The 26,767-nt window shown below is 71.0% G+C and carries 23 protein-coding genes, 1 tRNA gene and 2 pseudogenes; 13 read left to right on the top strand and 13 right to left on the bottom strand.

The annotated features are described in order from the left end of the window. Positions 1 to 327: 327 nt before the first annotated feature. Positions 328 to 1,065 carry a class I SAM-dependent methyltransferase gene (locus ABZ656_RS41170; RefSeq protein WP_101403070.1) on the bottom strand — a complete coding sequence of 246 codons (738 nt, stop codon included), beginning with the start codon at positions 1,063 to 1,065 and terminating at the stop codon, positions 328 to 330. A 285-nt stretch (positions 1,066 to 1,350) separates the two neighbouring features. Here ABZ656_RS41170 and ABZ656_RS41165 point away from each other — a divergent pair, with 285 nt between their 5' ends. After that, positions 1,351 to 3,276: a cellulase family glycosylhydrolase gene (locus ABZ656_RS41165; RefSeq protein ID WP_360275387.1), complete on the top strand. Its 1,926-nt coding sequence runs from the start codon at positions 1,351 to 1,353 to the stop codon at positions 3,274 to 3,276. 97 nt (positions 3,277 to 3,373) lie between these two features. Continuing rightward, entirely contained in the window at positions 3,374 to 4,564 is a 1,191-nt protein-coding gene (locus ABZ656_RS41160) for an MFS transporter (RefSeq protein ID WP_101403068.1), read from the top strand. Between the two features lie 92 nt (positions 4,565 to 4,656). Here the strand turns inward: ABZ656_RS41160 and ABZ656_RS41155 are convergent. Then, positions 4,657 to 4,977 (bottom strand): annotated as a pseudogene (locus tag ABZ656_RS41155) (NADP-dependent oxidoreductase); the annotation flags it as partial. 218 nt (positions 4,978 to 5,195) lie between these two features. Here ABZ656_RS41155 and ABZ656_RS41150 point away from each other — a divergent pair. Further along, positions 5,196 to 5,273, top strand: a tRNA-Met gene (locus ABZ656_RS41150). A gap of 70 nt (positions 5,274 to 5,343) precedes the next feature. On the opposite strand, the gene ABZ656_RS41145 is transcribed toward ABZ656_RS41150, so the two are convergent. Further along, the gene (locus tag ABZ656_RS41145) at positions 5,344 to 6,513 is read right to left on the bottom strand and encodes an acyltransferase (protein ID WP_360275384.1); all 1,170 of its coding nucleotides are present in this window, start codon (positions 6,511 to 6,513) and stop codon (positions 5,344 to 5,346) included. A gap of 281 nt (positions 6,514 to 6,794) precedes the next feature. On the opposite strand from ABZ656_RS41145, the gene ABZ656_RS41140 reads away from it, so the two are divergent. Next, positions 6,795 to 7,892, top strand: a complete 1,098-nt coding sequence (locus ABZ656_RS41140; RefSeq protein WP_360275381.1) for a phosphotransferase — start codon at positions 6,795 to 6,797, stop codon at positions 7,890 to 7,892. A 12-nt stretch (positions 7,893 to 7,904) separates the two neighbouring features. Here ABZ656_RS41140 and ABZ656_RS41135 read toward each other — a convergent pair whose 3' ends face one another. Further along, entirely contained in the window at positions 7,905 to 9,005 is a 1,101-nt protein-coding gene (locus ABZ656_RS41135) for a winged helix DNA-binding domain-containing protein (RefSeq protein WP_360275378.1), read from the bottom strand. A 160-nt stretch (positions 9,006 to 9,165) separates the two neighbouring features. Then, positions 9,166 to 9,777 (bottom strand): DinB family protein, encoded by a 612-nt coding sequence (locus tag ABZ656_RS41130; protein WP_101404073.1) that lies wholly within the window; start codon positions 9,775 to 9,777, stop codon positions 9,166 to 9,168. Positions 9,778 to 9,899: 122 nt separating this feature from the next. On the opposite strand from ABZ656_RS41130, the gene ABZ656_RS41125 reads away from it, so the two are divergent. The 4 genes from ABZ656_RS41125 to ABZ656_RS41110 all read left to right on the top strand — a co-directional run bounded on the left by ABZ656_RS41125 (position 9,900) and on the right by ABZ656_RS41110 (position 14,085). Then, positions 9,900 to 10,931, top strand: a complete 1,032-nt coding sequence (locus ABZ656_RS41125; RefSeq protein ID WP_360275375.1) for a YafY family protein — start codon at positions 9,900 to 9,902, stop codon at positions 10,929 to 10,931. An 89-nt stretch (positions 10,932 to 11,020) separates the two neighbouring features. Beyond that, complete coding sequence (locus ABZ656_RS41120; RefSeq protein WP_360275372.1) at positions 11,021 to 11,191, top strand: hypothetical protein; 171 nt, start codon at positions 11,021 to 11,023, stop codon at positions 11,189 to 11,191. 93 nt (positions 11,192 to 11,284) lie between these two features. After that, positions 11,285 to 13,147: an ABC transporter ATP-binding protein gene (locus ABZ656_RS41115; protein ID WP_101403063.1), complete on the top strand. Its 1,863-nt coding sequence runs from the start codon at positions 11,285 to 11,287 to the stop codon at positions 13,145 to 13,147. After that, positions 13,144 to 14,085 carry a serine/threonine-protein kinase gene (locus tag ABZ656_RS41110; protein ID WP_360275369.1) on the top strand — a complete coding sequence of 314 codons (942 nt, stop codon included), beginning with the start codon at positions 13,144 to 13,146 and terminating at the stop codon, positions 14,083 to 14,085. The genes ABZ656_RS41115 and ABZ656_RS41110 overlap by 4 nt, the downstream gene beginning before the upstream one ends. Here ABZ656_RS41110 and ABZ656_RS41105 read toward each other — a convergent pair. The 4 genes from ABZ656_RS41105 to ABZ656_RS41090 all read right to left on the bottom strand — a co-directional run bounded on the left by ABZ656_RS41105 (position 14,063) and on the right by ABZ656_RS41090 (position 16,728). Beyond that, positions 14,063 to 14,818, bottom strand: coding sequence for a zf-HC2 domain-containing protein (locus ABZ656_RS41105; protein ID WP_360275366.1), 756 nt, complete (start codon positions 14,816 to 14,818; stop codon positions 14,063 to 14,065). The two genes, ABZ656_RS41110 and ABZ656_RS41105, sit on opposite strands and share 23 nt — an antisense overlap. Continuing rightward, positions 14,808 to 15,395: a sigma-70 family RNA polymerase sigma factor gene (locus tag ABZ656_RS41100; protein WP_101403061.1), complete on the bottom strand. Its 588-nt coding sequence runs from the start codon at positions 15,393 to 15,395 to the stop codon at positions 14,808 to 14,810. Before ABZ656_RS41100 ends, ABZ656_RS41105 begins: the two co-directional genes overlap by 11 nt. A 200-nt stretch (positions 15,396 to 15,595) precedes the next feature. Further along, a complete protein-coding gene (locus tag ABZ656_RS41095) occupies positions 15,596 to 15,865 on the bottom strand; it encodes a hypothetical protein (protein ID WP_360275363.1) in 270 nt (89 codons plus the stop codon). 32 nt (positions 15,866 to 15,897) lie between these two features. Then, on the bottom strand, positions 15,898 to 16,728 hold the full coding sequence (locus ABZ656_RS41090; RefSeq protein WP_360275360.1) for a hypothetical protein: 831 nt from the start codon (positions 16,726 to 16,728) through the stop codon (positions 15,898 to 15,900). Positions 16,729 to 17,013: 285 nt separating this feature from the next. Between ABZ656_RS41090 and ABZ656_RS41085 the strand changes: the two genes are divergently transcribed. Further along, positions 17,014 to 17,811 (top strand): SAM-dependent methyltransferase, encoded by a 798-nt coding sequence (locus ABZ656_RS41085; protein WP_101403058.1) that lies wholly within the window; start codon positions 17,014 to 17,016, stop codon positions 17,809 to 17,811. 434 nt (positions 17,812 to 18,245) lie between these two features. Here the strand turns inward: ABZ656_RS41085 and ABZ656_RS41080 are convergent, their stop codons facing one another. Then, positions 18,246 to 19,262 carry an NADP-dependent oxidoreductase gene (locus tag ABZ656_RS41080; RefSeq protein WP_101404070.1) on the bottom strand — a complete coding sequence of 339 codons (1,017 nt, stop codon included), beginning with the start codon at positions 19,260 to 19,262 and terminating at the stop codon, positions 18,246 to 18,248. Between the two features lie 100 nt (positions 19,263 to 19,362). Between ABZ656_RS41080 and ABZ656_RS41075 the strand changes: the two genes are divergently transcribed. Continuing rightward, positions 19,363 to 20,280 (top strand): LysR family transcriptional regulator, encoded by a 918-nt coding sequence (locus tag ABZ656_RS41075; protein WP_101403056.1) that lies wholly within the window; start codon positions 19,363 to 19,365, stop codon positions 20,278 to 20,280. Between the two features lie 199 nt (positions 20,281 to 20,479). Here ABZ656_RS41075 and cpt read toward each other — a convergent pair. Further along, a pseudogene (gene cpt, locus ABZ656_RS41070) lies at positions 20,480 to 20,932 on the bottom strand (chloramphenicol phosphotransferase CPT); the annotation flags it as partial. A 35-nt stretch (positions 20,933 to 20,967) separates the two neighbouring features. Between cpt and ABZ656_RS41065 the strand changes: the two are divergent. Together ABZ656_RS41065 and ABZ656_RS41060 are read left to right on the top strand one after the other, a co-directional pair. Then, on the top strand, positions 20,968 to 21,315 hold the full coding sequence (locus ABZ656_RS41065) for an aldo/keto reductase (RefSeq protein ID WP_101403054.1): 348 nt from the start codon (positions 20,968 to 20,970) through the stop codon (positions 21,313 to 21,315). A gap of 224 nt (positions 21,316 to 21,539) precedes the next feature. After that, positions 21,540 to 24,674, top strand: coding sequence for a BTAD domain-containing putative transcriptional regulator (locus ABZ656_RS41060; RefSeq protein ID WP_360275355.1), 3,135 nt, complete (start codon positions 21,540 to 21,542; stop codon positions 24,672 to 24,674). On the opposite strand, the gene ABZ656_RS41055 is transcribed toward ABZ656_RS41060, so the two are convergent. Together ABZ656_RS41055 and ABZ656_RS41050 are read right to left on the bottom strand one after the other, a co-directional pair. Then, on the bottom strand, positions 24,655 to 25,446 hold the full coding sequence (locus tag ABZ656_RS41055; protein ID WP_360275352.1) for an ABC transporter permease: 792 nt from the start codon (positions 25,444 to 25,446) through the stop codon (positions 24,655 to 24,657). The genes ABZ656_RS41060 and ABZ656_RS41055 overlap by 20 nt on opposite strands. Beyond that, on the bottom strand, positions 25,443 to 26,423 hold the full coding sequence (locus ABZ656_RS41050) for an ATP-binding cassette domain-containing protein (RefSeq protein ID WP_101403051.1): 981 nt from the start codon (positions 26,421 to 26,423) through the stop codon (positions 25,443 to 25,445). Before ABZ656_RS41050 ends, ABZ656_RS41055 begins: the two co-directional genes overlap by 4 nt. Positions 26,424 to 26,523: 100 nt before the next feature. Between ABZ656_RS41050 and ABZ656_RS41045 the strand changes: the two genes are divergently transcribed. Further along, positions 26,524 to 26,767: hypothetical protein (locus tag ABZ656_RS41045; RefSeq protein WP_360275348.1), on the top strand; the 244-nt coding region annotated here is incomplete at its 3' end.

The raw sequence follows: 26,767 nt of genomic DNA, 5'->3' as shown, positions 1-26,767 counted from the left end.
GGCCCGGCCGCGACGGCCTTCTGGACGCTCGGCGGGAGGAGGGAGAGTGCCGCGGCACCGCCCAGCGCACCCGCGGCCGAACCCAGGAGTCTACGGCGAGTCAACCCTGTCACGAACACCCCTTCTTGAGGTTGCGTCAGCTCTCCGGCATGCAGGTCGGTCCGCACGCGGACCGACCTGCTGGATCACTCTGCTCGGAGGCACCGGCGTTGGGGCGGAGGCGCACGGTGATCATGGAGACAACGTGCGGCGAATGGTTGGCCGGGCGATGACCGGCCTGGACGGTGACGCAGGGGCACGGGGGTCACCGGACCGGCGAGGGCGGCTTCAGTCGGACGTCGGGCGCAGGATCAGGCAGACGAAACCGAAGGCGTCCCGGTAGACACGCAGCCATTCGGTGCGGTGGGTGGTGGCCGCCGCCAGCGCCTGGGAACTGTCCGGATCGTCGGGGTGGTCCAAGGCCCATGAGGCCAGTGACCCCGTCCATGCCCATTCGTAGTCGTCGAGCTCCCGGCGCGTGCTGATGTGCCCGTCGACGGGCGACCATCCGTCAGAGATGACACGGTCCACGGTGGTCGGCAGGTCGGCGAGGTCGCCGAGCATCTCCACGGCGTCGGGGGAAGGCTCGTGCGACCAGAATCCGTCACCGACCAGGACGCGTCCGCCGGGAGCCAGGTGCTTGCGTGCCGCCTCGAGGGTGGCGAGCAGGCCGCCGAAGGCATGCGTGGCGCCGACGCTGATCACCAGGTCGAACGTGTGTGGGGCAGCGAAGTCCGCTGCATCCTCGCGATGGAGGACGAGACGCTCTTGCAGGCCGCGGATACCCGCGGTCCTCCGAGCATGCGCCAGCGCGCTCTCGGAGATGTCGACGCCCTCGGCCTGCAGTTGCGGATGCGTGGCCAGGGCGCGCAGAAGCCACTCCCCGCCACCGCAGCCGAGGTCGAGCACACGGGCGCCGCCTCGCGGGATGCCGCGTTCCAGCAGTCGGCGCACCGAGTCGTCGTCGAGCGGGGCCGCGATCGGATGATCCGCATGGGCAAGTCTGGAGATCTGTTCACGGTTCACCGGCGGAGCCTGGCACGGGCAGAGGCAGCACGCACCTGCTTTTCCTCCAGGGCCGCACCGAACGGATCCCTTTTCTCCAGGGCCGCACCGAACGGATCGGACAGACCCGGCCGCAGTCCGTTCACACACCGGCGGCCGCCGCCGATTGTAGGCTGACGACCGCCGCCAAGACCGGTGACCAGGGCCGGTCTTGATGTCACCCTGGAAGGGCGCCACTCACGCAGGCGCCCGTCCCTCGCGACACCGACTCGTCAGCTTCACCCCAGCGCTCCCACAGAGGACCGGATGCCGACCATAAGTAGAATTGTCAAGTACCTGACATCAGCGGTGGCGGGTTTCGCGCTGCTGACCACCGCGCCGACGGCGGTCGCCGCCGTCCCGGAGCCCGTCGCCGCCAAGACCCTCCCCCAGGCCACCACCTCGGCGGCGGACACCTGGCAGCCGCCGCTGTCGACCCAGGGCCGGTACATCGTCGACGCCCGGGGAAACCGGTTCCGGCTGAAGTCGGCCAACTGGGACGGCGCACAGGGCTCTTGGACGGGAAGCGGCAGCATCACCGACCCCGCCAACCACCACGCCGGCCAGGACTCCTACGGCATCCCCCTCGGCCTCGACCGTGCCCCGCTGCCCGCACTGCTGGCCGACTTCCACGAACTCGGCATCAACAGCATCCGGCTGCCGTTCTCCAACGAAATGATCCACGCGACAGCTCCCGTGCCGGACGTGGCCGTCGCCGCCAATCCGCAACTGCGCGGCAGGACGCCCCTGCAGATCTACGACGCCGTCGTGGCCGCCCTCACCCAGGACGGGTTCGCGGTCATCCTCAACAACCATACGAACACCTCCCGTTGGTGCTGCGGCATCGACGGCAACGAACGGTGGAACAGCAGCCAGTCCACCCAGCAGTGGACGGACGACTGGGTCTTCATGGCCCGCCGATACGCCACCGACTCCCGCGTCGTGGGCGCCGATCTCTACAACGAGGTACGCCGCGACGTACTGGACGACCCCAACTGGGGCATGGGCGACGGCCACGACTGGTACGCCGCCGCCCAGCAAGCCGCCGACCGCATCCTCACCGAGGCCAATCCCAACCTCCTCATCGTCATCGAGGGCATCAACTGGACCGGCGTACCCGTCGACGGGCTGCCGCACGACCGCCCCACCCTCACCCCCGTTCGCACGCTCTCGCACACCCTCGTGGACGCCCACAAGCTGGTCTACTCCGCCCACTTCTACGGCTACACCGGCCCCCGCCACAGCGGCGCCACCGGAATCGGCGAGACCCACGACGCCCGTTACCAGGACCTGACCCGCGACCAGCTGTACCAGGTCCTCGCCGACCAGGCCTTCTTCGTCACCACGGAAGGGCAGCACTACACCGCGCCGGTGTGGATCAGCGAGTTCGGCATAGGCGCCAATGAGACGGGCACCGCGGCCCGCACCTGGTTCGGCAACATCACCGACTACTTCGCCGACCATGACGCCGACTTCGCCTACTGGCCCCTGGTCGGCTGGGAGGGCCACGACGACTGGGCCCTGCTGCGCTACGACACCGCCGGACGACGGTACGGCATCCTCGACCAGGGCGACTGGCGCGGCACCGCCTGGAGCCACCTCATGACCTCTCCCACACGCACCGGGTCCATCACGCCGGTCCCTGTCTGGCGCATGCTCACCACCGACCACGGCGACTACGTGCAGTCTCTGCGGGTACGGACCGGCGGCGACTGGGATTCGGGGGCCTACAAGGCTGCCTGCCCCGACGGCCTGCGGCTGATCGGCCTCAGCCACACCTCCGGGCGTGGCCTGTGCACCGACACCACCGCCGGCGATCTGCGGGGCGCAGGCAACACCCAGACGGTCGTCACTGACGAACGTCATGTCCCCGCGGGCGGCGACTGGGCCAGTGGATACACCAAGCTCCAGTGCCCCGCCGGGCAGTTCCTCATCGGCTACAGCCGCCGCGGTGACCGCTTGTCGGCGGCCCTGTGCGCGCCCAGCCGCACCCCGCTGGGGGCCACCGGACGGACTGTCTGGTTCGACCGCTCCGACAACCGGCCCGCCGACATGGCGGGCGATGACTTCGCCTACGGCGCGTACAAGGGCCAGTGTTCCGCCGACGAGTACGCCGCCGGTATCGCCTTCACCACCCGCGTGGGCAGCTCCGCGGGCCCCGCCGCCCTGTTGTGCACTCCGCTGAAGCCCTGAGCCCCTCACCTCCGAATCGCCGCAGGTGGGTGTTTCAGACGCGCCGCGGCCGCGGCCCGACCGGGCCGGGGCCGTGTGCGGGGTTACCGTCGGCGGCATGGACGGTGATCGTCGAGGGTGGCGCCGGTGTTTGCTCAGCGGCGCGGTGTTCGCCGTGTGCATGGCCGGCACCACGCTGCCGACTCCCCTCTACGGCCTCTACCAGGAGAAGTTCGGGTTCTCCGAGCTGACGGTCACCGTCGTGTACGCCGTGTACGCCTTCGGGGTCATCGGCGTGCTGCTGCTGACGGGAAACGCCTCGGACACCGTGGGCAGGCGTCCGGTGCTGCTGTGGGGCCTGGGATTCTCCGCTGCGAGCGCCGTCTGCTTCCTGTGCGCCACGGGACTGGGCTGGCTGTATGCGGGGCGGCTGCTGTCGGGACTGTCCGCCGGTCTGTTCACCGGGGCTGCCACCGCGTACGTGATGGAGTTGGCACCGTACGGCGGCGCCTCCCGGGCCACGTTCGTGGCGACGGCCGCCAACATGGGCGGCCTCGGTTGCGGCCCCCTGCTCTCCGGAGTGCTCGCGCAGTACGCCCCCTGGCCGCTGTACCTCACGTTCGCCGTGCATCTCACCCTGGTGGCCTGCTCGGCCGTCGTCCTGCTGCGGCTGCCGGAGACCGTGCGGGAGCGGCTGCCGCTGAGGACCGTACGGCCGCAACGGCCCGGCCTGCCCGGGCAGGTGCGGGCGGTGTTCGGGCCGGCGGCGATCGCCTCGTTCGTGGGGTTCGCGCTGTTCGGGGTGTTCACGTCGGTCAGCCCGGCGTTCCTCGCGCAGTCGCTGAACGTGCGCAACCACGCCGTGAGCGGACTGGTCGTCGCGCTGGCCTTCTTCGCCTCGACCGCCGGGCAGCTCGCCGTCGGCCGGGTCGGGGTGGGGCGATCGCTGCCCCTGGGCTGCGCGGGACTCCTCGCCGGGCTGGCGCTGCTCGCGGGCGCGCTGCGGTGGGACCTGCTGGCGCTGGTGGTGCTGAGCGCGCTCGTCGGCGGGGGCGGGCAGGGGTTGGCGTTTCGCGGGGCGCTGTCCGCGCTGGCCGGGGCGTCTCCCGCGGACCGGCGCGCGGCGGTGATCTCGACGCTGTTCGTGGTGGCCTACGCGGGTATCTCGGTGCCGGTGATCGGTGTGGGGCTCCTGACGGGTCCGATCGGCCTGGAGGGCGCGGGACTGGTGTTCATCGTGTGCATGGCCGTCCTGGTCTCGACCGCGGCTGTGTACCTGCTGCGGCGGCCGGTGCCGGCGAGGGCGTGAGCGCGTACGGACACGGTGACGTGTGACCTGTTCCCGTCTCCGGGGTGTCAGCCCGTCTCCACGGGAATGTGTGACTCGCGAGGGCACGCGGCCACCAGGGCGTACTCCCGCCGGCCGAGCATGTGGTTGACGGCAACTCCCGGACGCAGCGGGCTGTCGAACGGCGCGGCCACGACCTCGCCGACGGCGGGACCGAACAGCACGTCCCCGATGCGCAGTCGCGGCAGGGGCAGGCCGTCGACCTCCCCTCCGATCAAGGTGCGCAGACCGGGGAAGGCCAGGAAGTGCCGGTTCCTGACGAGGACTTGGCCCGCTTCCGGCTCGAGCAGCGGCGTCTCGACAACGGCGAAGTGTTCCCGCGCGGGCAGTCCCCCAGGGACGGCGGTGAGCCGGACCTCGCGGGGCGATGCTGGGCAGGGCTGCGGTCATGTGCGGCCTCCTGGGCGGGGTCGGGGCGGCGGCACCACGCACGTCCGCCGCCGGAGTACGCTGACGCCAAAACCTGACGCGCACGTCAAGGTCGAACCCGAGCCTGGTTCTCGTGGAGATCGGTGCGTCGGACCGGTGCCGATTCCTCGCCGGAACAATTGCGCTCACACGGCCGGCCGCTGGCGTACACTGGTCCTACCGACGCGGGGTGGAGCAGCTCGGTAGCTCGCTGGGCTCATAACCCAGAGGTCGCATGGTTCAAATCCTGCCCCCGCTACCAAATCTGGCCCCTTCGACACCCACATGTCGAAGGGGCCAGAAGCATTTGCAGCCGTCCGGGCGACGAGAGCTCAGGCGCGGCGTGACCGGCTGAATCGGCGCACGAGTGGGGCCTCGACCAGGGCGTAGAGCGCCCAGGACAGCAGGACCGTGACGGCGGCCGTGCCGACCAGCATCGCCACGCCTGTCGCGGTGGAGTACATCTGGTGGGTGCCGAGGGCCTTTCGGAGCGTGGACAGCGCTGTGTAGTGCAGGAGGTAGAAGGCGAAGGAGATCTCGCCCAGCCAGACCATCGTGCGGCTGCGGAACACGGTGAAGCGGCCCTCGATGTCCGCGGTGGCCGCGGCCGCGATCAGCAGCGCGATCGGCAGGATCATCGCGGCGCGCTGACCGTAGAGATATGGCACATGGAAGGTCAGCACGTACCCGCCGACCAGCAGCAGGCTCGACCAGAACATGCCGATGTTCCGCCAGCGCCCGTGCTTCACCGCGAGCGCCACCAGAATGCCGAGGGCGAAGTCGACCATACGGACCGGGGGCAGCACGTAGCTGAACCAGTACTGCGAGACCGAGAGGTCCTGGCCGCTGGGCACCCGTGGCGTCTTCGGGAACAGGGCGTACGCCAGCGCGGGGGTGGCCCATACCGCGGCGATCGCTCCGGTGATCCAGTACTTGAGGTGACGGGCGTCGATACGCCTGAAGACGCTCAGCAGCAGGGGGAAGCTCAGATAGAAGACGGCTTCCACGGCAAGCGACCAACTCGGCGAATCCACACTGAAGTTGGTGAAGTAGCTGGGCACCCACACCTGAACCATGAAGAGGTTGGCTAGGGAGACATGGGTGGAGGTGTAGGAACTGGCGAACAGCAGCATGGCAAGCGCCCAGGCGACCACGTAGTTCGGGTAGATCTTGACGAACCTGCGCCGCCAGAACCCCGTCGTGGTGTCGTCGCGCCGTGCCGACCAGGTCAGGACGAAGCCGCTGAGTACGAAGAAGAACGACACGCCGAGGCCGCCGGCCTGCGAGGTCCAGTCAGCGAGGCGGTACTCGGTACGGTCGTCGGACAGCAGCCGCAGCGGGGGTATCGGGAGGAAGGCGTGGTGGGCGAACACGGCCAGCGCGGCGGGGAACCGCAGGCCGGTGAGGGAGGGCAGCCGGGAGACGCGGGGGCGTATGGGCTCGGCGGCTTCGCCGCTCTCGTCGGTCGGCGCGGAGCCGGTCAGTACTTGCTCAGTGGCCACGGGATTTCCTTTCTCGAGGGTCGTCCTGCAGCGGCCCGGTCCTGTGCGGGATGCGAGATGCCTGCGAGGGATGCGAGACGGGTGCTGTCCGGCGAAGGGTGTGACACGGCGGGTTGGGGGTGCGCGACGGCCTGCGGAGAGGCGGCCCGCTCTTTGTACAGTCGCGTGCTCGTGGCTCACTCAAGAGTTGTTGTTGGATTGAGCTCGTTCGGGCTGTGCTGAGGTCGACTCAACCGGCCCGACTGCGAAGCCTCGTCAGCAGCGTCCGGAGAGGTTCCTGAATGCACTTCACAGCCGACTTCATAGCGGAGACCTACCAACTCGGCTCCGGGCCATGGGCGATGACGCCTGTCACTCGTGGCGCGTTGGGCCAGATCTGGAGGTTCTCCGGGAACGGCTCCTCATGGGCGGTGAAGGAGCTCCTCTTCGGCTGCGACGAGGAACAGGTCAGCCAGGAGGCCGTGTTACGGCAGGCCGCGGAGGACCTGGGCATCGGGTCGCCGCGGCTCTTTCCCAATCGCCATGGTGCGTACGTCTCACACGCCACCGCTTCTTCAGGCTCTTCAGGTTCTTCGGGTTCTTCGGGTTCTTCGGGTTCTTCGGATTCTTCGGGTTCTTCGGGTTCTTCGGGTTCTTCGGGTTCTTCGGGTTCTTCGGGTTCTTCGGGTTCTTCGAGCGGGTCCTACGTGAAGCTGTACGACTGGGTCGACGGCACCAAGGCGGACGCGTCCGATCCGGGCATCCTGGACTGGTTCGGCCGGACCATGGCACTCCTCCACACGGCGGGACAGGGCGCGAGCGAGACGCCGGATTCCTGGTACGAGCGGTGCCCCCAGGACGTCGAGTGGAAGGCCCTGCACAAGCAGGTTCGTCAGGCCGGCCTGCCGTGGGCGGAGGCGTTGGGGCGGTTCATCGACACTTCCGCGGCAGAGTTGGCGCACTGGGTGACACCGGCGGACACCGGCGATCTGGTGACGTCGCATCTGGACCTTCAGCCCCAGAACGTTCTGGTCGGCCGGGACGGGCCGGTTCTCCTCGATTGGGACAACGCCGGGGTCACCTCGGCGGAACGCGAGTTCGCGCGCGCCGTGTACGTATGGTCGGGCGGCAACCACGTGGACATCGATTCCGCCCGGCGGCTGGCACGGGCCTACCGAAGTGCCGGAGGCGGCGCCGCCGTCACGGGTCCGCAGTCGTTCTCGATGCTTTTCGCGACGGCCCTGAACTTCGTCTACGTACAAGCCGAGTGCGCCACCGACCAGACCGTCACGGCCGCGCAGCGCGACTTCGCAAGCCGGCAGGTCGTCGCTTCCTTGCGCAGCATGCCAGACCTGGAGGCCGTGTCCCGACTGGCCGCCGCACTCGATGCCGTCCGGTAGCCGGTGTCCCGCTCAGCCAGGAGCCGCGGCAACCCGTACGCGACGGCTCTCGCTGTCGGAGAGGAACGACGCCAGTTGCCGCCCCTGTTCGGCGACGGCGGTGCGCTCGGCCGAAGAGAAGCGGCGCAGTGGCGTGACGTTCACGGTGCCTGCCTCGACGTTCCAGGTCGCGGCGACCCGGCCGTCGACCAGGACGACGCGGGCGCCTGCGACCGACAGCCCGCGGTGGACGTCGTCGACGATCCGGCCGCGGTCGTGGTAGCCGAGGAGCGCGTTGTCGAATGCCGGCAGGAACCGGACCGGGGCGGGTGTGTCCGGGTCGGGGCGCGGCATGTCGGGGAGGTCCAGCAGCTCCCGGCCTCGCTCGTCGCGGAAGGTGACCAGTTCCTCGCGTACCGCGGCCACCGCGGCCGGCAGTCCGGCGAGGCCGCACCAGGCGCGCAGGTCGGCGGAGGCGGCGGGGCCGAACGCGGTCAGATAGCGCCGTACCAGCGCCTGGCCCACGGGATCGGAGCCATCCTGGGTCGGCGGGTCGATCTCGCGGCCCAGCCAGGACGAGAGCGGCACGTTGCGCACCCCCGCCTTCGTCCGCCACAGCCCGCGCGGTGGCAGCTGTGCCATCGGGACGAGGGCGGCGATCAGCATCTCCCCCAGGGCCCGCGGTCCCGGTGCCGGCCAGCGCTCGGCGAGCGCCCGCGCGAGCTCGGTCATCGAGCGGGGCTCGCCGTCGGCCATCACCGCCCGGCCCGCCGCCGCGAGTTCGTCGAGGTCTACGCCGACGAGTTCGCGGCGATAGGTGCCGAGCACCCGCTGGCGCAGCATGGCGTCGTGGCGGGACCGCCAGGCCAGGGCGTCGTCGGCGGTGAGGAGGTGGACGGTGCGGCGCATGAGATGGGTCCGCACCACCCTCCGCCCGGTCAGCAGGTCCGAGAGCCCCACCGGGTCGAACGCCCGTAGCCGGGACCAGAGCCCGACGAACGGCTCCTGCGGTTCCTGTGCCTGGAGACCGCACAGGTGGGCGACGGCGTCGAGGACCGGTAGGTCGGCGTGATCGAGCAGCAGTTGTCGGGCGAGCGTCGCACGGTTGAGGGCCCCGGTGTCGAGAACGGTCATCCGGTCACGCCGATGCCGGTCCGCCCCAGCTCGAGCATCTTCACGGTGACAACGTTCCCTTCGGTTCCGTGCAGGTCTTGATCGATTCCGTTCGGGTCCCGCGATCGGACCCGGGCGGCGGCCGGCGTGCAGCCGCCACTCGGTCGAGTTCCGTCACCGGTCAGGTCGACGTCTGCCCGTCGAGCGTCTCGCGGAGGATGTCCGCGTGCCCGGCGTGCTGGGCGGTCTCGGCGATCACGTGCATCAGCACCCGGCGCACGCTGCGCACCGCTCCAGGCTCGTTCCAGGGCGCCTCCGACAGCGGGTGCGTCGTGGACAGGTCGGGCAGGGAGGCGATGACCTTCTCGCTCCGGGCGGCGACCTGCTCGTAGCGTTCGACGATCCCGGCCAGCGTCTCGCCGGGCAGCATCCGGAAGTCGTTCTGGTGGTCGATCGCCCACTGCGGGAACTCGCGTGCGGTACCGGCCGTCAGGTCGGCCCAGGTGACACCGTCGGGCAGGTCGTAGCGCATCGCCGACGGGCCGTCGACCGCGAAGCGCATCCATCCCTCCTCAATGGACGCGACGTGCTTGATCAACCCGCCCAGGCACAGCGCGCTGACCGTCGGGTGCTCGCCGGCCTGTTCGTCGCTGAGCCCGCGCGTCGTGTCGGTCAGGGCGGCGCGCGCGGTCGCGAGCTGGGCGAGCAGGTCGGCCCGCTCGTCGTCGAGTGTGGAGGACGTAGAGGGCGTAGAGGACGTGGAGGGCGTAGAGGACGTATTCGTGGCGGTCACGGTGATCGGGTCCTTCTGTTCGTTGCTTTTGTCTGGCTGTTCGTTGCTGCTGTCCGGCACGGAAGAACAGTCGCAGGAGAAGCGGTCAGGTCGTGTCCGCTTCTCAGGGCAACATGGGAGTCATGCAGAAGACCTCAGCGCGGCTGCTGTCGCTGCTCTCGCTGCTCCAGGCACGACGGGACTGGCCCGGGGCTCTGCTGGCCGACCGGTTGGACGTCAGCCCGCGCACCGTGCGCCGCGACGTCGACCGCCTGCGCGAGCTCGGCTACCCCATCGTGGCCACCAAAGGTCCCGACGGGGGGTATCGGCTCGGCGCAGGCACACAACTGCCCCCGTTGCTGTTCGACGACGACCAGGCCGTCGCCCTCGCCGTCGCGCTCCAGATCGCCACCACCACCGGTGCCGGGATCGAGGAGGCCGCGGCGCGCGCGCTGAACACCGTCCGACAGGTCATGCCCGCACGGCTGCGCCGCCGCATCGAAACCCTCCAGGTCACCGTCGTCGAGCGGCCCCTGGCCAGGCCGAACCCGCAGGTCGACAGCAGCGTGCTCATGACGCTCGGCGACGCCGTCCACGCCCGCGAAGTGCTGCGCTTCGACTACACCCCCGCCTCCCCGGCGGGAACCGGCGACGGCGACCCCGCCGACGCTCCACCGCGCCGGGTGCAGCCCCACCACCTCGTCACCTGGGGCGGGCGCTGGTACCTCGTCGCCTGGGACCTCGACCGCGACGACTGGCGCACCTTCCGTGCCGACAGGATCAGCCCGCGCACCCCCACGGGCCCCCGTTTCACCCCGCGTGAACTGCCCGGTGGGAACGTGGCCGCCTTCGTGACCAGCAGGTTCCAGGGTGCGGACGGATCCGGCGACTCGGACGGCTCCGGCGGCTGGCCCTGCCGAGGCGAGGTGATCCTCGACCTCCCCGCCGCCGTCGTCCTGCGCCACACCCGTGAGGGGATCGTCGAGGAACTCGGCCCGGACCGCTGCCGCCTAGTCCTGGGCTCTTGGTCGTGGCCCGGCCTGGCGGCCACCCTCGGCAGGTTCGACGCCGACATCGAGGTCGTCGGGCCGACCGAACTCAGGGACGCCTTCGCGCACTTGGCCCGCCGCTACGCCAACGCCGCAACCGACGTACCGACGCAGGAAACCCAATAGGACAAAACCAACTATTTACACCAAAACGCCATCCAAACAACGTCCGGGACCGTATCTGATACAAGGCACATCCCAATGGGAGGAATGCCATGGCCATCTTCAGTGATCTCTTTCCTGCCAGACACGGTGACCACGACCACGGCCACGGCCACGGCCACGACCGCGGGAGGAACGACCACTCGGGTCACGACGACCACTCGATGAACAGGCACGGCCGTCACTCCGACTTCGAGGACCACCGGTCCGGTCACGACGAGTGAAAGCCGGAGCGGACCGGCCTCCGGAGGACCGACCGGAGCCGGTCCGCTTCGTCGTCCGAGCGATGGTCGACGAACGGATGACGGACGCATGCGATGAAGCGTGTCCCGAGCCATGTTCTGGAGCGGCTGCTGTCGGTGGGCGAGCAGTCCGCGCCCCTGGTGACGGCCGCACCGCCGGTGCCGCCGCGCGAGGTCTTCCGGCGCTTTTGGCCCTACACCCGCGGCCGACGGCGCTGGCTCGTGCCGCTCGTGCTGTTCAGTCTCACCGGTCCCCTGGTCGACGCGGCCGAACTGTGGCTCTTCAAAATCGTGGTGGACGACGTGCTCGTCCCGCGGGACCTGCGACCGTTCCTCTGGATCGCACCGGTCTACCTGGGGCTGGTCGTCGCCTCCGGCGTTCTGGGGTTCGCCGACGACATGACGGCCACGTGGGTCGGCGAGCGCTTTCTGCTGACCCTGCGCGCCGACGTCTTCCGGCACGTCCAGCAGCTCTCGCTCGGGTTCTTCGAGCGGCGGCGGCTCGGGGACGTACTGTCGCGCGTCACGGGTGACGTCGACGCCGTCGAGACGTTCCTGCTCTCCGGTGTGGCGGACGTTCTCTACAACGTGATCCGGCTGGGCGTCTTCCTCGGGCTGCTGTTCTACCTGCGCTGGGACCTGACCCTCCTCTCACTTGTCATCGTGCCGCTCTTCTGGCGCGCCGCCCGGCACTTCTCCCGGCTGGTCAGGGAGGCGTCCCGGGAGCGCAGGCGGCGCAGTGGCTCGCTGAGCGCCGTCGCCGAGGAGTCGCTGGGGAACGTGGCCCTGGTCCAGGCATACAACCGGCAAGGCTGGGAGGAGCGCCGATTCGAGCGCGAGAACGTCGGCAAGTTCCAGGCCTCGATGACCACGGCACGCATCCGTGCCGTCTACCGGCCGGTGGTCGAGCTCATCGAGGTGTCCGGTGGCCTCGCCGTCATGGGCCTCGGCACCTGGAAGCTGGCACAGGGCCAGCTCACACTGGGCGGACTGCTGGTCTTCCTGGCCTTGATCGGCAAGCTCTACAGCCCGATCCGCGACCTGTCCCGCCTGGGCAGCACCTTCTACGCCGCGTCGGCCTCCGCGGAACGGATCATCGAGTTGCTGGACCAGCGCCCCCAGGTCGTCGAGTCCGCCGACGCCCACCGGATCGGCCGGGCCCTGGGCGAGGTCGAGTTCGACGGCGTGTCCTTCCGCTACCCCGGTACGCCGGCCTTGGCGCTGTCCGAGGTGTCGTTCCACGTCTCCCCCGGCGAGAGTCTGGCGCTGGTCGGAGCGAGCGGCGCGGGCAAGTCCACCGCAGCCAAGCTGCTGTTGCGGTTCTACGACCCCGACCGGGGCGCGGTCCGGCTCGACGGGAGCGACCTGCGGGAACTGGCCCTGTCCGACGTGCGGGAGAGCCTCGCGGTGGTCCTGCAGGAGACGCTGGTCTTCCACGGGACGGTGCGGGAGAACATCGCCTACGGGCGGCCCGGCGCGACGGATGCGGAGATCGTCGCGGCGGCCCGCGCCGCCGACGCCCACGACTTCATCCGGCTGCTGCCCGACGGCTACGACACGATGGTCGGCCAGCGCGGCCGGACGCTCTCCGGCGGACAGCGCCAGCGCCTCGCGATCGCCCGCGCGATGATCAGGGACGCACCCGTGCTGCTGCTGGACGAACCGACCACCGGCCTCGACGCCCGGTCGGGCCTGCGTGTCATGGACCCGCTGCGCCGCCTGATGGCCGGGCGGACCACCGTCGTCATCTCGCACAACCTGCTCACCGTCCGCGACGCCACGCGGATCGTCGTACTCGACCACGGGCGGGTCCTGGAGACCGGGACCCACGACGACCTGCTCGCGCGCGGCGGTGCCTACGCCGGTCTCCACCGCTTGCACGCCGTGCCCGGCCCCGCCCGGGCGGGCGGCCCGCTGCCGGGGGCGGTGGCGACGTGACCGGGACGCGCACTCAGGTGCGGGCGCCCGCGGCGGGGGAACCCGCTCCCCCGCCCCTGGCCCCGGGCACCCGTCCCGCGCCGGGCTACGAGATCCTGCGGCACCTCATGCGCACGGGCTGGCTGGACCTGTACGACGCGTGGAGCGAGGAGCGGGCCTCCCGGTGTGTCGTCAAGGTCGTACGTCCGGACCGCCGCGACGAGGCCCGGCCGCGGGCCCGGCTGCTGCGGGAGGGCCGGTGGCTGTGCGCCTTCAGCCATCCGCACCTGGTCCGCGCGTACGAGACCCTGGAGTGGCCGGAGCCGCTTGTCGTCCTGGAGACGCTGACCGGGGAGACGCTGTCCCATCTCGTCCACCGCCTGCGACGGCGACCGGCCGCTGCCGACGTGGCCCTTCTCGGCGTGCAGTTGTGCTCCGCGGTCCACTACCTGCATGGCCGGGGCCTGCTGCACCTGGACCTCAAGCCGTCCAACGTGGTGGTGGACTGCGGCCATGCGAAGGTGCTCGACCTCAGCGTGGCGCGGCCGCCCGGGCGTGCCCCGGCCGGGTTGGGCACGTTCCGCTACCGCGCACCCGAGCAGGCGCGCGGCGGCCCGCTGACAGCCGCCGCCGACGTGTGGGGCATCGGCATCACGTTGTACGAGGTGGCGAGCGGCGACGTGCCTTTCGCCCTCCGCGGGACCGCGGAGAGCACGGACGACGGCGACGGGTGTCCGCAACTGGAGGTGAGCGCACCGCCGGTCGGCTCGCGGCGCCGGCTGCCCCGCGCGCTCGCGGCGGCCATCGACGGCTGCCTGGGCATGGACGCGTCGGCCCGGCCGACGGTCACCGAACTGGCCGCGTCGCTCGGCGCGATCGTCCCGGCGTACGGCCCCCGTACGCCCTCGACCGAGAACCCGAGACCCGGGAACGTCGCTACGTTTCCCCGCCCGACGTGAAGTGGGTGGTGGCGAGCACGGTCCCGTCGGGCGACGTCAAGCGGGCGCCGAACACGGACGCGGGGTCGACGGGGGTCGGGCCGCCCCAGAACCCGCGGCCCTGGTGCAGGGTGAAGGCGCCCGTCCGGACCGTGCCGCCGTCGCGCCGCTCCAGCAGGCAGGAGACCATGCCGCTGTACGAGGTGTGCGTGCCGGTGAGGTCGACGGTCATGTAGATCCAGCCCGGGGAGCCGGTGTGGGCGTACACCTCACCGGCCGACTGCTTGGGGGCCGCGGCCGAGGTGAGATCGCCGTGCAGCAGGTCGGTCTCGCCGCCGGTGGACCGGGAGGCGCCGGTCACCACGTTCTCGATCGCTGTTCCGACTGCCCAGCCGCCGAAGCCGACGGCGAGGACGAGCGCGGCCACCGCGGAGGCGAGCCGGAGCCGAAGCCGACCGCCGAAGCCCCTGCGCCGGGCGCCCGAAGCGCGGGCGCGCGCCCGGCCGTCCTGGGCCGGCGTCCCCTGGGTCAGCGCCTGTGCCACCCGGATCTCGAAGCCGACGGGCGGCTCGCAGCCCGGCAGCAGTCCGATCAGCCCGTCGCCGACGAGGGTCAGCTGTCCGACGTACTCACGACAGTCCGCGCATCGGTCGAGGTGGGCGACCGCTGCGGCCCGCTCGCGTCCCGGCAGTATGCCGAGAGCGAGTTCGGCGCCGATCTCCCGCAGCTTCTCGCAGGTCATGTCATTGGACATGGTCGCCTCGCTTCGGGGACGCGAGCGTGGTGCGCAGCTTCGCCATCGCGGTCCTGATGCGCGTCTTCGCGGTGCCCAGCGGGATGTTCTCCCAGTCGGCAACCTCCTGGGCCGTCATGCCGTAGATGCTCGCCATCACCAGCGCGCGGCCCTGTTCGCGGGGCAGTTCCGCCACCGCCGCCCGCAGCCGGGAGGACGCCTCGTCGGCCAGGACGTGCTGTTCGGGGGTGTTGCTGACGACTCCCAGGATCACGTCGAGGTCCTCGGGCGCCACCGGCTCCGGCCGTCGCGCGCGGACGGCGTCGATGGCGAGGTTGTGCGCGATGGTCGTCAGCCAAGTCTTCACCGAGCCGCGCCGCGAGTCGTAGATCTGGGCATGCCGCCAGGCACGCTCGAAGGTCTGCTGGGCGATGTCCTCGGCGAGTTGCGTGTCCCCGGTGACGGCGACGGCGACACCGAAGACGGTGTGCTGAAACCTCCGTACGAAGGTAACGGCCAGCTCCGGGTCGCCGGTGGCCAGACCGGTCAGCAGAGCCTCGTCCGGGAGACGGCCCACGGGGAACCGGAATCTCGACATACCCATATATACGGTCCGCCCCCGCCAGGAGATTGCCCGGCTGTCACGGAACCTCACCCTCCGATTCTCCCGCGCTTCCGCCTGCACGGCGCGGGCAGCGGGCAACGGGCTGCACGCTCATGGTGAGGGTGACGGGGGACGTGGTGTCGGGGGTGCCTGGGGTGAGGCTTGGGCGAGCCTTCGGTGGCCTGCCGGGACGCTCAGTGGCCGTAGGGCGGCTCGAAGCACCCGGTCTCCGGGTACGGGCCGTTGGTCGTCACCTCGTAGTTGGACTTCTGCACAAACGCCGTGACGCAGGCGTCGCCATGGACCCGAAGGCCGTCCGACGCTCCCTCGGGCGTGACCTCGCGACCGCCCGTGAATCGCGAGTTCATGGCCCTGACAATCAGCGTCCCACCGAGCGGCTTCCCGTTCGACCCGGTCCGCTCTTCCTCGTAGCCGAGGTGGAGCAGTGTCGCGCGTACCGTCACGGGGTCCCACTTCTTCTGCTCCCACAGCCGCTTCAGGACCGGCCTGATGCGATCGGCTTCCCTTCCCGCGTCCATCGCACTGGCGGGCGACATGGCTCCAGGGCGGCGATAGCCGTTGTTCTCGTTGTAGCGGGGAGCACCGTCGCCCGCCTCTGGCTCCACGTACGGCGTAGTCGACGCGAGCTTGACGGTCTGCCTCGCTGATTTCGGGGTGGACGGGGGGGGCGTGTCGGATGCGCGCCGGAGTTGGACTGTCGCTCACCGTGGTCGCCGATGCCGGGTTCGGGGTCGTCGGTGTGGCAGTACAGGCACATCCGCACCCGGTCGGTGCCGTCGGGCGAGGGCGGGAGATGGAGGAGAGGTTCCTCGTCCGGCCATCCGTCGAGGATGCCGCCCTGTTCGAGCGTCGCGAGGCAGAGGGTGGGGAGGTCGGCCCGCGGGCTGCTCTCTTCCGCGGGCTCCCACTCGGCGCCGGTTTCGGGTGCCGGCGGGCCGTTGTGGACCTGGACGGTCAGCTGGAGGGGGCCGGTGTCGGTGGTGGTGAGGACGACGGTGCCGGCGTCGGTCGCCGGACCGCGGCGCCAGCCGAAGGGCATCTCCCGGGGGTACTCGTAGACGACGCGTGCGACGAGCGAGGTTCCGCGCGCCTCGACGCCCGCCCAGTGCGCGTCGTCGAGGCGTAGCACCAGACGTACGTCGCTCGCCTCCCACGCCGCGTCCCTGGCGCGTACCCCCAGCAGATGGCGGGCTCCGATGCCGGTCGGGCCGCCGTGAGTGCCACACCGCCGCCGCCCGTTGCCGGGGCGGCGAACCGCGCGGCTGCCAGCGGACGGCGGCGAGGAACGTCTCGCGTCCGTTGACATGGAACCCAGGGGTGGTTCCACGTGGTCGCACTCCCAGGTGGACCGCGAACCCCGGTCCACCGCCGCCCCGCTTCACCCACGGGTCGTACAGCGGTCCTCCACCTGCGCGGGCACCGGCCCGGCACCGATCACCCCTGTCGACCGAGGCGGCCTTCTGCGCGCACCGACCGTGACCACATCACTCGTGCCAGTAACTACGGTCATGGGCACGGCAGTTGATATGCGAAGCTGTCGTCAGCCGCTCGCGGGCAAGGTAGCCGGGGCAGTCGTCGAGAGGAGCGCAGCGTGAGTCAGGACGGCTTCCGCACCGAGGAGATAGACACCAGCAGGCCGCACCCTGCGCGGATCTACGACTACCTGTTGGGCGGCAAGGACAACTACGAGGTCGACCAACGGGCAGGCGACCAGCTCGCCTCCGCGGCACCCGAGGTGCGGATCGGCGTGCAGGCCAACCGCGCCTTCCTGCAACGCGCCGTCCGTTACGTCGTCAGCAGCGGCGTCCGTCAGATCCTCGACGTCGGCACCGGGCTGCCCACCGCCCCGAACGTGCACGAGACCGCCCACGAGGTGGCCCCGGACGTGCGCGTCGCGTACGTCGACAACGATCCGATCGTGAAGGCACACGGCGACGCTCTGCTCAGCCGCTCCGGCGCGACCAGTATCGTGCTCGCCGACCTACGCGATCCGCGGGCCATCATCGACCACCCCGACGTCCGCCGAGTCATCGACTTCGACGAGCCGGTCGCCCTGCTCCTCGTCGCCATCCTCCACTTCATCACCGAGGCGGAGAAGCCCGATCAGGCCGTCGCCGCCCTTCGCGACGCGCTGCCGGTCGGCAGCTTCCTCGTGCTCTCGCACGCCACGGGCGACTTCGCCGACCGCAGCGACGCCCAGGCCGTCTACAACAACGCCACCGCCACACTGAACCTGCGAACCCGCGCCGAGGTGGAGCGGTTCTTCGACGGCTTCGAGCTGATCGAGCCCGGCCTGGCCCAGGTCCCGTTCTGGCGCCCGGACACCCCGCCGTCGGCACGATCCGGCGAGATCGGCTTCTACGGGGGCGTGGCTCGCAAGACCGGCTGAACCGGCCTCCCCGGCCGGCCCATGAGACGGCCAGGCGCCGGCACGAACGGAATCATGGCGGGATGGCTGATCGCCTCCCCCGCATCGCCAACTGTGCTGCGGCTCAGGGAGTACACGGAGACCGGCCAGAGCGAAAACCTGGATGCCGGCGCCGATCCCTTCGGCGTCACGGACGCCGGCTTGTGCAGCGCCGTCTCCCGAGCCTGCTGGAAAGGATCCAGAACGGCGCGCTCCAATGCCGGGACGAAACAACGCCCGTCGTCCCAACGTCCTGGCCCCCAACGTCGCGAGCGCGCCCGCATCCGCCGTGAACGACAAGGACGCTGAGGCCAACCCACCACCCGAGCAGCCTGACCCCCACACCTCAAACGTCCTTTGTCACGGCGCCAGTGCCGTGATCGCGATGGTCGGGCAGATGTCGATGAGTCTGCAGTTTACGGACGGGCTTGCGTGCGGTCTCGTACGAGGATCTTGCCGGTGTTCTCGCCGCGCAGCATTCCCAGGAACGCGTCCACTATGCACTCGAAACCGTCAACCACCGTCTCGTCCAGAGCGAGTCGGCCGCTCTGCAGATGCGGAACCGCGAACTCGTACAACTCCTCCTGCACGTCACGGTAGTTGCTGACCAGGAAGCCCTCCATACGGAGGCTCTTCTCCACGATGTCCGCGTAGTTGAAGCGCGGCTTCGGCGCGTCGGGGGTGTTGTACTGGCTGATCGTGCCGACGCGGACGATGCGCCCGAACTCGCGCAGCGCTCCCACCGCCGCGGCCAGTTGCTCGCCACCGACGTTGTCGACGAACACGTCGATGCCGCCCGGCGCGGCCTTGCCCAGCAGGTCGGCGGCGGCCCCGTCGTGGTAGTCGAAGACGGCGTCATAGCCCACCTCCCGTGTGAGGTGGCCGGCCTTCGCCGCCGAGCCCGCACTGCCCACGAGCCGTCCGGCGCCGAGCAGTCTGGCGAACCGCCCGGTCGCCGTGCCGACCCCGCCCGCGGCGGCCGACACGAACAGGTCCTCCCCCTCCTGGAGCCGGGCGATCCGGGTCAGGCCCACATAGGCGGTCAGGCCGGTGCCGCCGAGAGTGCTCAAGTACGCGGTCAGGGGCACCCCGTCGAAGCGGGGCAACTGCCGGATCTCCTCAGGCTTGACCACCGCGTGCGTGCGCCAGCCCTGCCGGTGGAACACGATCTCACCCTCGGTCAGCCGAGGCGTGCGCGAGGCGATCACCCGCCCGATGGTGCGGCCCTCCAGCGGTGCGTCCAGCGTGAAGCCGCCGGGCACGTCGTCCATCATCTCGCGGTGGTAGGGGTCGACGGACCAGTAGAGGTTTTCCACGAGCGCGCTGCCTGCTGCGGGGCCGGGACGCGTGGACTCGACGAAGGCGAAGTGCTCGGCGGTGGGAAAGCCGTGGGGGCGGGTGGTCTGGTGCACGGTGAGCGCGGTCTCGTTCATGCTCGGACCGTAGGGAGGGAATGCGGCACCCGGGCAGTCGGTTGGGCCCATGCGACACACCGTTCCATGAGCAGTTCTCATACGTCGAGGTGAGCGCCCCGTGGCCCGCACGACCGATTCCGATCTCGCCCCGCGGGAACTGCGCGTCCTGGTGGCGGTCGCGGACACCGGCGGCTTCTCGGCCGCGGCCGACACACTCGGTCTGACCCAGTCCGCCGTCTCCCACTCGGTTCGCGGCAGCGAGCGCAAGATCGGTGCCGTCCTCTTCGAACGCGGCCGCACCGGAGCCCGCCCCACCCCTGCCGGAGAGAAGGCCGTCGCGCATGCCCGCCGCGTCCTGCGCCTGCTGGACGTCCTGACCGCCGAGGCGCGCGGCGCGGCCCGGCCCGGAGCTGCGGAGGGGCCGCTGCGGATCGCGGCTTTCCGCAGCGCGGCTCTCCACCTGCTGCCGCCCGTCCTGCAGCGGCTGCGCGCCCGGCACCCCGGGATCGAGCCGCGGGTGCGGATCGTACGCGAGGTGGGGCGCGGCACTGCGGGCGAAGTGGCCGACGGGAAGGCCGACATAGCGATCGCCACGCTGGGCGGCTCCGTGCCGCTTCCACAAGGACTGGTCGCGAGCGGGCTCTTTGAAGAGCCGTATGCGCTGGTGCACGCGACGGGTCACGCCGCCCCGCGCTCACTGCCGCTGGTCGACTGGGTCGAAAACTGTGGCTCGTACACCCGCGACTGGTGGGCCGCGCAGGACTGGATCCCGAAGGCGACCGTCGAGGCGGAGGACGACGGAGCGGTGCTCTCCTTGGTGAGCGGAGGTCTCGGAATGGCGATCATGCCGGCGCTCTCCTTGGTCGGAGCACCGAACTCGGTCGGTATCACTGATCTCGGCCCCAAGCGCCCGACACGCCACGTCGGCTATGCCACCACCTCCGAACTGGCCGGATCCGCTGTCGTGCGCGCCTTGGTGAGGGAACTGCGGGCGACGGCCCCGCAGGGTGTGAGCCTTCTCAGCACCGAGGCTTGATCAGATCAAGTGGGCGAGCTGCCTGACACGGGCAGCCGTGGTGTGCCACGACCGTCTTGCGAGGCGCCTGCCACGGGTTCTTCCACGGCTGGAACCGGTCGGCGGCCTGTACGGCATCCGCTGGGGAGGCCGGCCCAGCGCCGCCGCAGCTTGAGCGGCCTGCGGCCGCCGGCCGGGCAGCCGGGAGCCGATCCTGAGATCAGCTGATGTGGGCAGCGACGGTTCGCGCACACACCAGGGACTCCGTATGCGTCGTGTCCACCTCCAGGTCATAGAGCACCCCCTCGTGAACCCCGTCCGCCTGCGACGCGGCCATCCCCTGGATGCGGTCCCCTCGTGCGACCTCACGGCCCGCGGCGACCGCGCTCTCACACCTGACGCCGACCCACAGCACAGCCAGTCCGCCCAGAGCCCGCTGCCACCGCTGCTGGGATGCCGCTCCGCCGAGGAAGACGTCATCGATGATGACCCTGGCGCCTGCGCGGGCCATCGCCACAACGCCCTCCATCCAGGCAGCCTCCAACGCCCGGAAGTCCGCCCCGACGCTCACCTCGCCATCCGCCGCGAACACGATTCCCTCGTCCGACGCCTGCATCTTCGCGGGCATGGCGTCGACAAGGGAATCGCACCCGAACGCCAGCCACGGATCCGGCGGCGGGTTCGCGGTTCGACCCGGGCGGCCGCTTCATGCAAGGGAGCGTCAGCCACGCCGACGACCTTGCCTCGCCTGCCCGTTTCGACGCTCTGGACGCCCTGCGCGAGATCGCCGGGCAGGCGGGCCTGTCGCTGACCGAGCCGGCGCTGGCGTTCGCCGGCAGCCATCCCGCGATCACCTCGACCATCATCGGGCCCCGCACCATGCAGCACCTGGAGGACGCTCTGTCCGCGGCGGACGTCAGCCTCGGCACGGACGTACTCGACGCCGTCGACAAGGTCGTTCCCCCGGGTAGCGACATGCCAGGGGTCGACCACTTCCTCCCGTACCCGGCGCTCCAACCGGAGTCCCGACGACGGCCCGAGAGCCGGCCGTCCTGACGTCCGTCCCCCTGCCGGCAGGTCCCGCTGCCATGGCCCTCAGCAACTGCCCCGACCAGCCCATCGCCGTCACCCTCGCCAGCTGACCCCGCACCGCCCTGCGCGGCCGGAGGTCCCTCGGCCGAGGCCCGAGCCGGGCGCGCGCGAGGCGAGGCTGACCGGGCGGTGGGAGTTCAGCCTGCGGCGGGAGTTCCGGCGACCGGCGCCTTGGCTAATCTGCACGGGTGACCACCGACCTGACCCTGCTGCCACGTATCGCCTATCGCGGACAAGAGATCACCGCGCCCCGGCTCCGCGGCCTCCTCGCGCTGCTCGCGGGCGACTTGCGCACGGGCTGCAGCACCGAGCGGCTGGTGGCAGGCCTGTGGCCGGACGAGCTGCCGGAGCGGCCGGGAAAGGCGGTGCAGGTCCTCGTGTCCAGGGCGCGGGCGCAGCTGGGCGCCGACGTCCTCGCGAGCACGCCGACCGGATACCGGCTCACCCTCGCCGAGGACCAGGTCGACAGCTCCGCCCTGCTGCTGCACGCCGCCGCCGGGGCGGACCGGGCCAGGGCCGGGGACCACGCGGGATCGCTGGCCGCGGCCGAGGCCGGGCTCGCGCTGTGGGAGGGCACTCCTGACGGGGCCGGCAGCGCCGACGACCCCGTGGCCGCGTTGCGCACCGAGCGGGCTCCCGTCCGCGGCACGCTCGTACGCGCGCGGGCGCTCGCGCTCGCCCGGCTGGGGCGGCATGCGGAGGCGGCCGGGCCGCTGGCCGTCGCGGCCTCGGAGCATCCGCGCGACGAGGAAGTGCTCGCCGAGTTGCTGCGCGGTGAGGCGGCGACGGCGGGCCCGTCCGCCGCACAGATGCGGTACGAGGCGTACCGCCGTGAGCTGCGCGAGACGCTCGGCACGGATCCGGGCGCCGGGCTCAAGGCCGTACAGCAGGAGCTGTTGCGCGGCGAGGCGCCTGTGGTCAGGCACGGTGTGCCGCACGAGCCGAACCCGCTGCTCGGCCGGGACGAGGACATCGCGGCGGTGGAGCGGCTGCTGCGTGTCTCCCGCGCCGTCACCGTCGTCGGCCCCGGCGGCCTCGGCAAGACCCGGCTCGCGCACGCCGTCAGCCGCCGGGCCGAGCAGCGCGTGCTGTATTTCGTGCCGCTCGCCGGCGTCACCGCGGACGAGGACGTGGCCGCCGAGGTCGCCTCCGCGCTCGGCGTCGGCGCCATGAGCGGCCCCAGCTCGGCCGACCCGGTGTCCGGCATCCTGGGCGTGCTCGGCTCCGGGTCCGCGCTCGTGGTGCTGGACAACTGCGAGCAGGTCGTCCGCGGCGCCGCCGACCTCGTGCAGGCCCTGGTCTCCTCCTCGAAGGACCTGCGGGTGCTCGCCACCAGCCGGGCCCCGCTGGGCCTCACATCGGAGGCGGTGTACGCGCTGCCGGAGCTCGGTCTCGACATCTCCATCGAGCTGTTCACGCAGCGGGCCCGGGCCGCCCGGCCCGGCGTGGAGCTGCCGCCGGACGCGGTGGCCGAGCTGTGTCGCCACCTCGACGGGCTGCCGCTCGCCGTGGAGCTGGCCGCGGCGCGGGTGCGGGTCCTTTCGGTACCGGAGATCGCCCGCCGCCTCGGCGACCGGTTCGCGCTGCTGCGCGGCGGGGTGCGGGGCGTGCCGGAGCGCCACCGCACGCTGCACGCGGTCGTGGACTGGAGCTGGAACCTGCTCACGGAGGACGCCCGGGCGGCGCTGCGCACACTGTCCGTCTTCCCCGGCGGCTTCCTGGGCGAAGCGGCGGAGCAGGTCCTCGGCGAGGATGCGCTGTTCCTCCTTGAGCAGCTGGCCGATCAGTCGCTGCTCACCGTCGCCGACACCCCGGCCGGCGTGCGGTTCCGGATGCTGGAGACCGTACGGGAGTTCAGCGCGGCCCGGCGTGAGGAGGCGGGCGAGGACGAGGAGGCCGTCGGCCGCTTGCTCACCTGGGCGCGGGACTTCGGGGTCGCGTACCACGACGCGCTCTTCGGCTCGGATTCGCAGGCCGCCTGGGAACGGATCAAGGCCGAGCAGGACAACCTCGTGCTGGCCCTGCGGCACGCCCTGGCCCGTACGGACAACCCCGCCACCGCCGCCCTCACCGCCGCCCTCGCCAGTCTGTGGTCCACCGGCACCAACTTTCCCCGCCTCGACGCCCTCACCGCGGACACCGGCCCGCCGCTTTCGCACTACCACCCCGAGCCCGAATACGTCGAAGTCGCGCGCACCGCCGCGGTGTTGGGCACGGCGACCGTGTTCATGGGTCCCGGCCCGCGCGCCATACGCCAGCTGGTCACTCTCCGGCGGCTGCCCCCGGCCCCGCCGGACACACTGATGCGCGCCACCGCGGTCGTGCTGAGCGCGATCCCCGAGATACGGCCTCCCGACTACGACGTGCTGCGGGGACTCTGCGAGGGTGAGAGCGGCAGCGAGCAGCCGCTGCTCTCCGGCATCGCCGAGTGCGTCGCCTGCTACGTCTGGGAGTTCGAGCACGACATCGACCGCGCGCTCGCCTCGGCCCGCCGGATGGTCGTCGGACTGGCGCCGGTCGACAATCCGTCCGTTCAACTCATGGTGCATTCCCGGCTGAGCGAGCTGTGCCTGCGGACGGGGCGGGGCGAGGAGGCGTACGAACATCTCAAGGCGGCACTCAAGGTGCTGCCGCGGCTCGGCGACGGGCACGACTACATCAGCATCCGCTCGCTCCTCGTCTTCGCCTGCCTGCAGCGCGGCGAGACCGACGAGGCCGAGGACTGGCTGCGGCAGGCGGAGAGCGACAACACCCCGCAGCAGGACGACTTCTACCGGCCCGACCTCTGCGGGCGCGCCGAGATCGCGCTCGCCCGCGGACTGACCGAGGTCGGGCTCGGCCTGTGGCGCGGCGTCGTGGAGCGCATGCTCGCGGCCGGCTCGATACGCGGCGGTGACGCCCGGATCGACCCGTGGGTGTTCCTGATCCAGTCGGTGGCGGTGACGGCGCACGCGCACGCCGACCGACTCGCGCTGGTCGCGGAGGTGGTCGACCGGTTGCGGCAGCGGCTGCGGACGCTGCTCTGCGATCCGGTCGGCTCACCCTCCGAACTGCCCCTGTTCGGGACGATGCTGCATGCCCTCGGCATGGTGGGGCTCGCGTCCGGCGACACCGGTGCCGTACGCCTGATCGCGCTGGCCGAACGGCTGGGGGTGCTGCGCGAGTTCCAGCCGACGATGTCGGCGGACCGCGCCCGCAGGGCGGCCGAGGATGCCGACAGGGCGGCGTACGCCGACGCGGTGTCGGAGTACACCGCCCTGGAGCGGGACGAGTTGCGGGAGGCAGCCCGCGCTGTCATGGCGGTTACTTCGGGTCGCGGTTGAACGACGCCATCGACCAGCGGTAGCCGAGCACGGTCAGGCCGACGCACCAGAGGATCGCGATCCACCAGTTGTTGCCGATCTCGGTGCCGAGCAGCAGCCCGCGCAGGGTCTCGATGGCCGGGGTGAACGGCTGGTACTCGGCGATCGGCTGGAACCAGCCCGGCATCGTGTCGGCCGGGATGAAGGCGCTCGAGATGAGCGGCAGGAGGATCAGTGGCTGTGCACTGTTGGCGGCCGCCTCGGCGTTCGGGCTGGCCAGGCCCATCCCGACCGCGATCCAGGTGAGCGCCAGGGAGAACAGCGTGAGCAGCCCGAACGCCGCCAACCACTCCAGGACCGTGGCGTCCGTGGACCGGAAGCCGATGGCCACGGCGACGGCGCCGACGAGGACCACGCTGGCGATGCACTGCAGCACGCTGCCGACGACGTGCCCGATGAGCACGGACCCGCGGTGGATCGCCATCGTGCGGAAGCGGGCGATGAGGCCCTCGTTCATGTCCATGGAGACGTACACCGCGGCCCCGATCACGGTGCCGCCGATGGTCATCATCAGGATGCCCGGGACGATATAGGCGATGTACTCGGAGCGGTCCGCGCCGCCGCCACCGATGCCCGCGCTCATCACGTCACCGAAGATGTAGACGAAGAGCAGCAGCAGCATGATCGGCGTGAGCAGCAGGTTCAGGGTTCCGGATGGGTAGCGCCACGCGTGCAGCAGATTGCGGCGCAGCATCGTGGACGAGTCGCGGACGGCGAGGGAGAGGGCGCTCATCGGACAGTCTCCTTGGGCTGGTTGGGCTGGCTGGGCACGTTGGTGGCGCCGGTCAGGGCGAAGAACACGTCGTCGAGGTCGGGGGTGTGCACGGTCAGCTCGTCCGCCTCGATGCCGGCCGAGTCCAGCCAGTCGAGGATGGAGCGCAGCTCGCGCTGGCTGCCGCCGCTGGGGATCTGCAGCGCCAGTGCCTCGTCGTCGCGGGTGACCTCGCGCAGGGCGACGGCGGCGGACTGGTACGCGGCCGGGTCGGTGAAGCGGAGCCGGACGTGTCCGCCCGGAATGAGCCGCTTCAGCTCCTCGGCGGTGCCCTCGGCGGCGATCTTCCCGTCGTTGAGCACGGCGATGCGGTCGGCGAGTTCGTCGGCCTCCTCAAGGTACTGGGTGGTGAGGAAGACGGTGACGCCGCCGGAGACCAGCTCGCGGATGATCCCCCACATGTTGTGGCGAGCACGCGGGTCGAGGCCGGTGGTCGGCTCGTCGAGGAAGATGATCCGCGGGTCGCCGACGAGGGTCATGGCGAGGTCGAGGCGGCGCTTCATGCCGCCGGAGTAGGTGGAGGCGGGCTTCTTCGCGGCCTCCGTGAGGTCGAAGCGGTCGAGGAGTTCGGCGGCGGTACGGCGGCCCTCGCTGCGGGAGAGGTGGTGCAGGTCCGCCATGAGGAGCATGTTCTCCTCGCCGGTGATCAGGCCGTCGACGGCGGAGAACTGCCCGGTGACGCCGATCGCGGCCCGCACGGCCTGCGGGTCGACGGCGAGGTCGTGACCGCCGACGTGCAGGTCGCCGGCGTCGGCGGTGATGAGGGTGGAGAGGATCTTCACGGCGGTGGTCTTGCCGGCGCCGTTCGGGCCGAGCAGGGAGAAGACGGTGCCGGTCGGCACCGCCAGGTCGATGCCGTCGAGCACGACCTTGTCCCCGTAGGCCTTGCGCAGCCCCTTGGCCGCGATGGCGAGTGAGTGCGTTGTCGTTGTCGTCATGCCGAGGAGGTTGCGGCAGGGCGCATTCAGCGCGGTTTCACGATGGTTTCAGTGCCCTGGAACCGGGCGGCGGAGGGCAACGCCTTATCGCCTCCCTGCCGTGGTCGAAGTCCGCCGGGACCGAAGTCCCGGCCTGCGCATCAGCACACCGGCCGGGGCCCGCGCGAAGAAGCACGACACGATACGGGGGTGCACCACCCACACAGCCGGTCGCCCGCGCGGCGCCCCCAGCCACTTGGGAGACGCGTCCGACATCGCCTCCTGTGCGGCGGCAGGAGTGGAGGACCCAGCAAGTCGGGTCGCCGGAGAGATCCGGGCGGTCCTTGGGGTGAAGCCGAGCATGC

The sequence above is a fragment of the Streptomyces sp. NPDC007095 genome, from assembly GCF_040634475.1.
Lineage (GTDB): Bacteria > Actinomycetota > Actinomycetes > Streptomycetales > Streptomycetaceae > Streptomyces.
Note: the sequence above shows the minus strand (reverse complement) of the source record. Positions and strands in the feature narration are given on the sequence as shown.

Excerpts from the sequence above, each read along its gene's own strand:
- ABZ656_RS41165 (WP_360275387.1), top strand. The coding sequence starts at position 1,351 with ATGCCGACCATAAGTAGAATTGTCAAGTACCTGACATCAGCGGTGGCG.
- ABZ656_RS41160 (WP_101403068.1), top strand. The coding sequence starts at position 3,374 with ATGGACGGTGATCGTCGAGGGTGGCGCCGGTGTTTGCTCAGCGGCGCG.
- ABZ656_RS41140 (WP_360275381.1), top strand. The coding sequence starts at position 6,795 with ATGCACTTCACAGCCGACTTCATAGCGGAGACCTACCAACTCGGCTCC.
- ABZ656_RS41135 (WP_360275378.1), bottom strand. The coding sequence starts at position 9,005 with ATGACCGTTCTCGACACCGGGGCCCTCAACCGTGCGACGCTCGCCCGA.
- ABZ656_RS41125 (WP_360275375.1), top strand. The coding sequence starts at position 9,900 with ATGCAGAAGACCTCAGCGCGGCTGCTGTCGCTGCTCTCGCTGCTCCAG.
- ABZ656_RS41120 (WP_360275372.1), top strand. The coding sequence starts at position 11,021 with ATGGCCATCTTCAGTGATCTCTTTCCTGCCAGACACGGTGACCACGAC.
- ABZ656_RS41115 (WP_101403063.1), top strand. The coding sequence starts at position 11,285 with ATGAAGCGTGTCCCGAGCCATGTTCTGGAGCGGCTGCTGTCGGTGGGC.
- ABZ656_RS41105 (WP_360275366.1), bottom strand. The coding sequence starts at position 14,818 with ATGTCCAATGACATGACCTGCGAGAAGCTGCGGGAGATCGGCGCCGAA.
- ABZ656_RS41100 (WP_101403061.1), bottom strand. The coding sequence starts at position 15,395 with ATGTCGAGATTCCGGTTCCCCGTGGGCCGTCTCCCGGACGAGGCTCTG.
- ABZ656_RS41090 (WP_360275360.1), bottom strand. The coding sequence starts at position 16,728 with ATGTCAACGGACGCGAGACGTTCCTCGCCGCCGTCCGCTGGCAGCCGC.
- ABZ656_RS41080 (WP_101404070.1), bottom strand. The coding sequence starts at position 19,262 with ATGAACGAGACCGCGCTCACCGTGCACCAGACCACCCGCCCCCACGGC.
- ABZ656_RS41065 (WP_101403054.1), top strand. The coding sequence starts at position 20,968 with ATGCAAGGGAGCGTCAGCCACGCCGACGACCTTGCCTCGCCTGCCCGT.
- ABZ656_RS41055 (WP_360275352.1), bottom strand. The coding sequence starts at position 25,446 with ATGAGCGCCCTCTCCCTCGCCGTCCGCGACTCGTCCACGATGCTGCGC.
- ABZ656_RS41050 (WP_101403051.1), bottom strand. The coding sequence starts at position 26,423 with ATGACGACAACGACAACGCACTCACTCGCCATCGCGGCCAAGGGGCTG.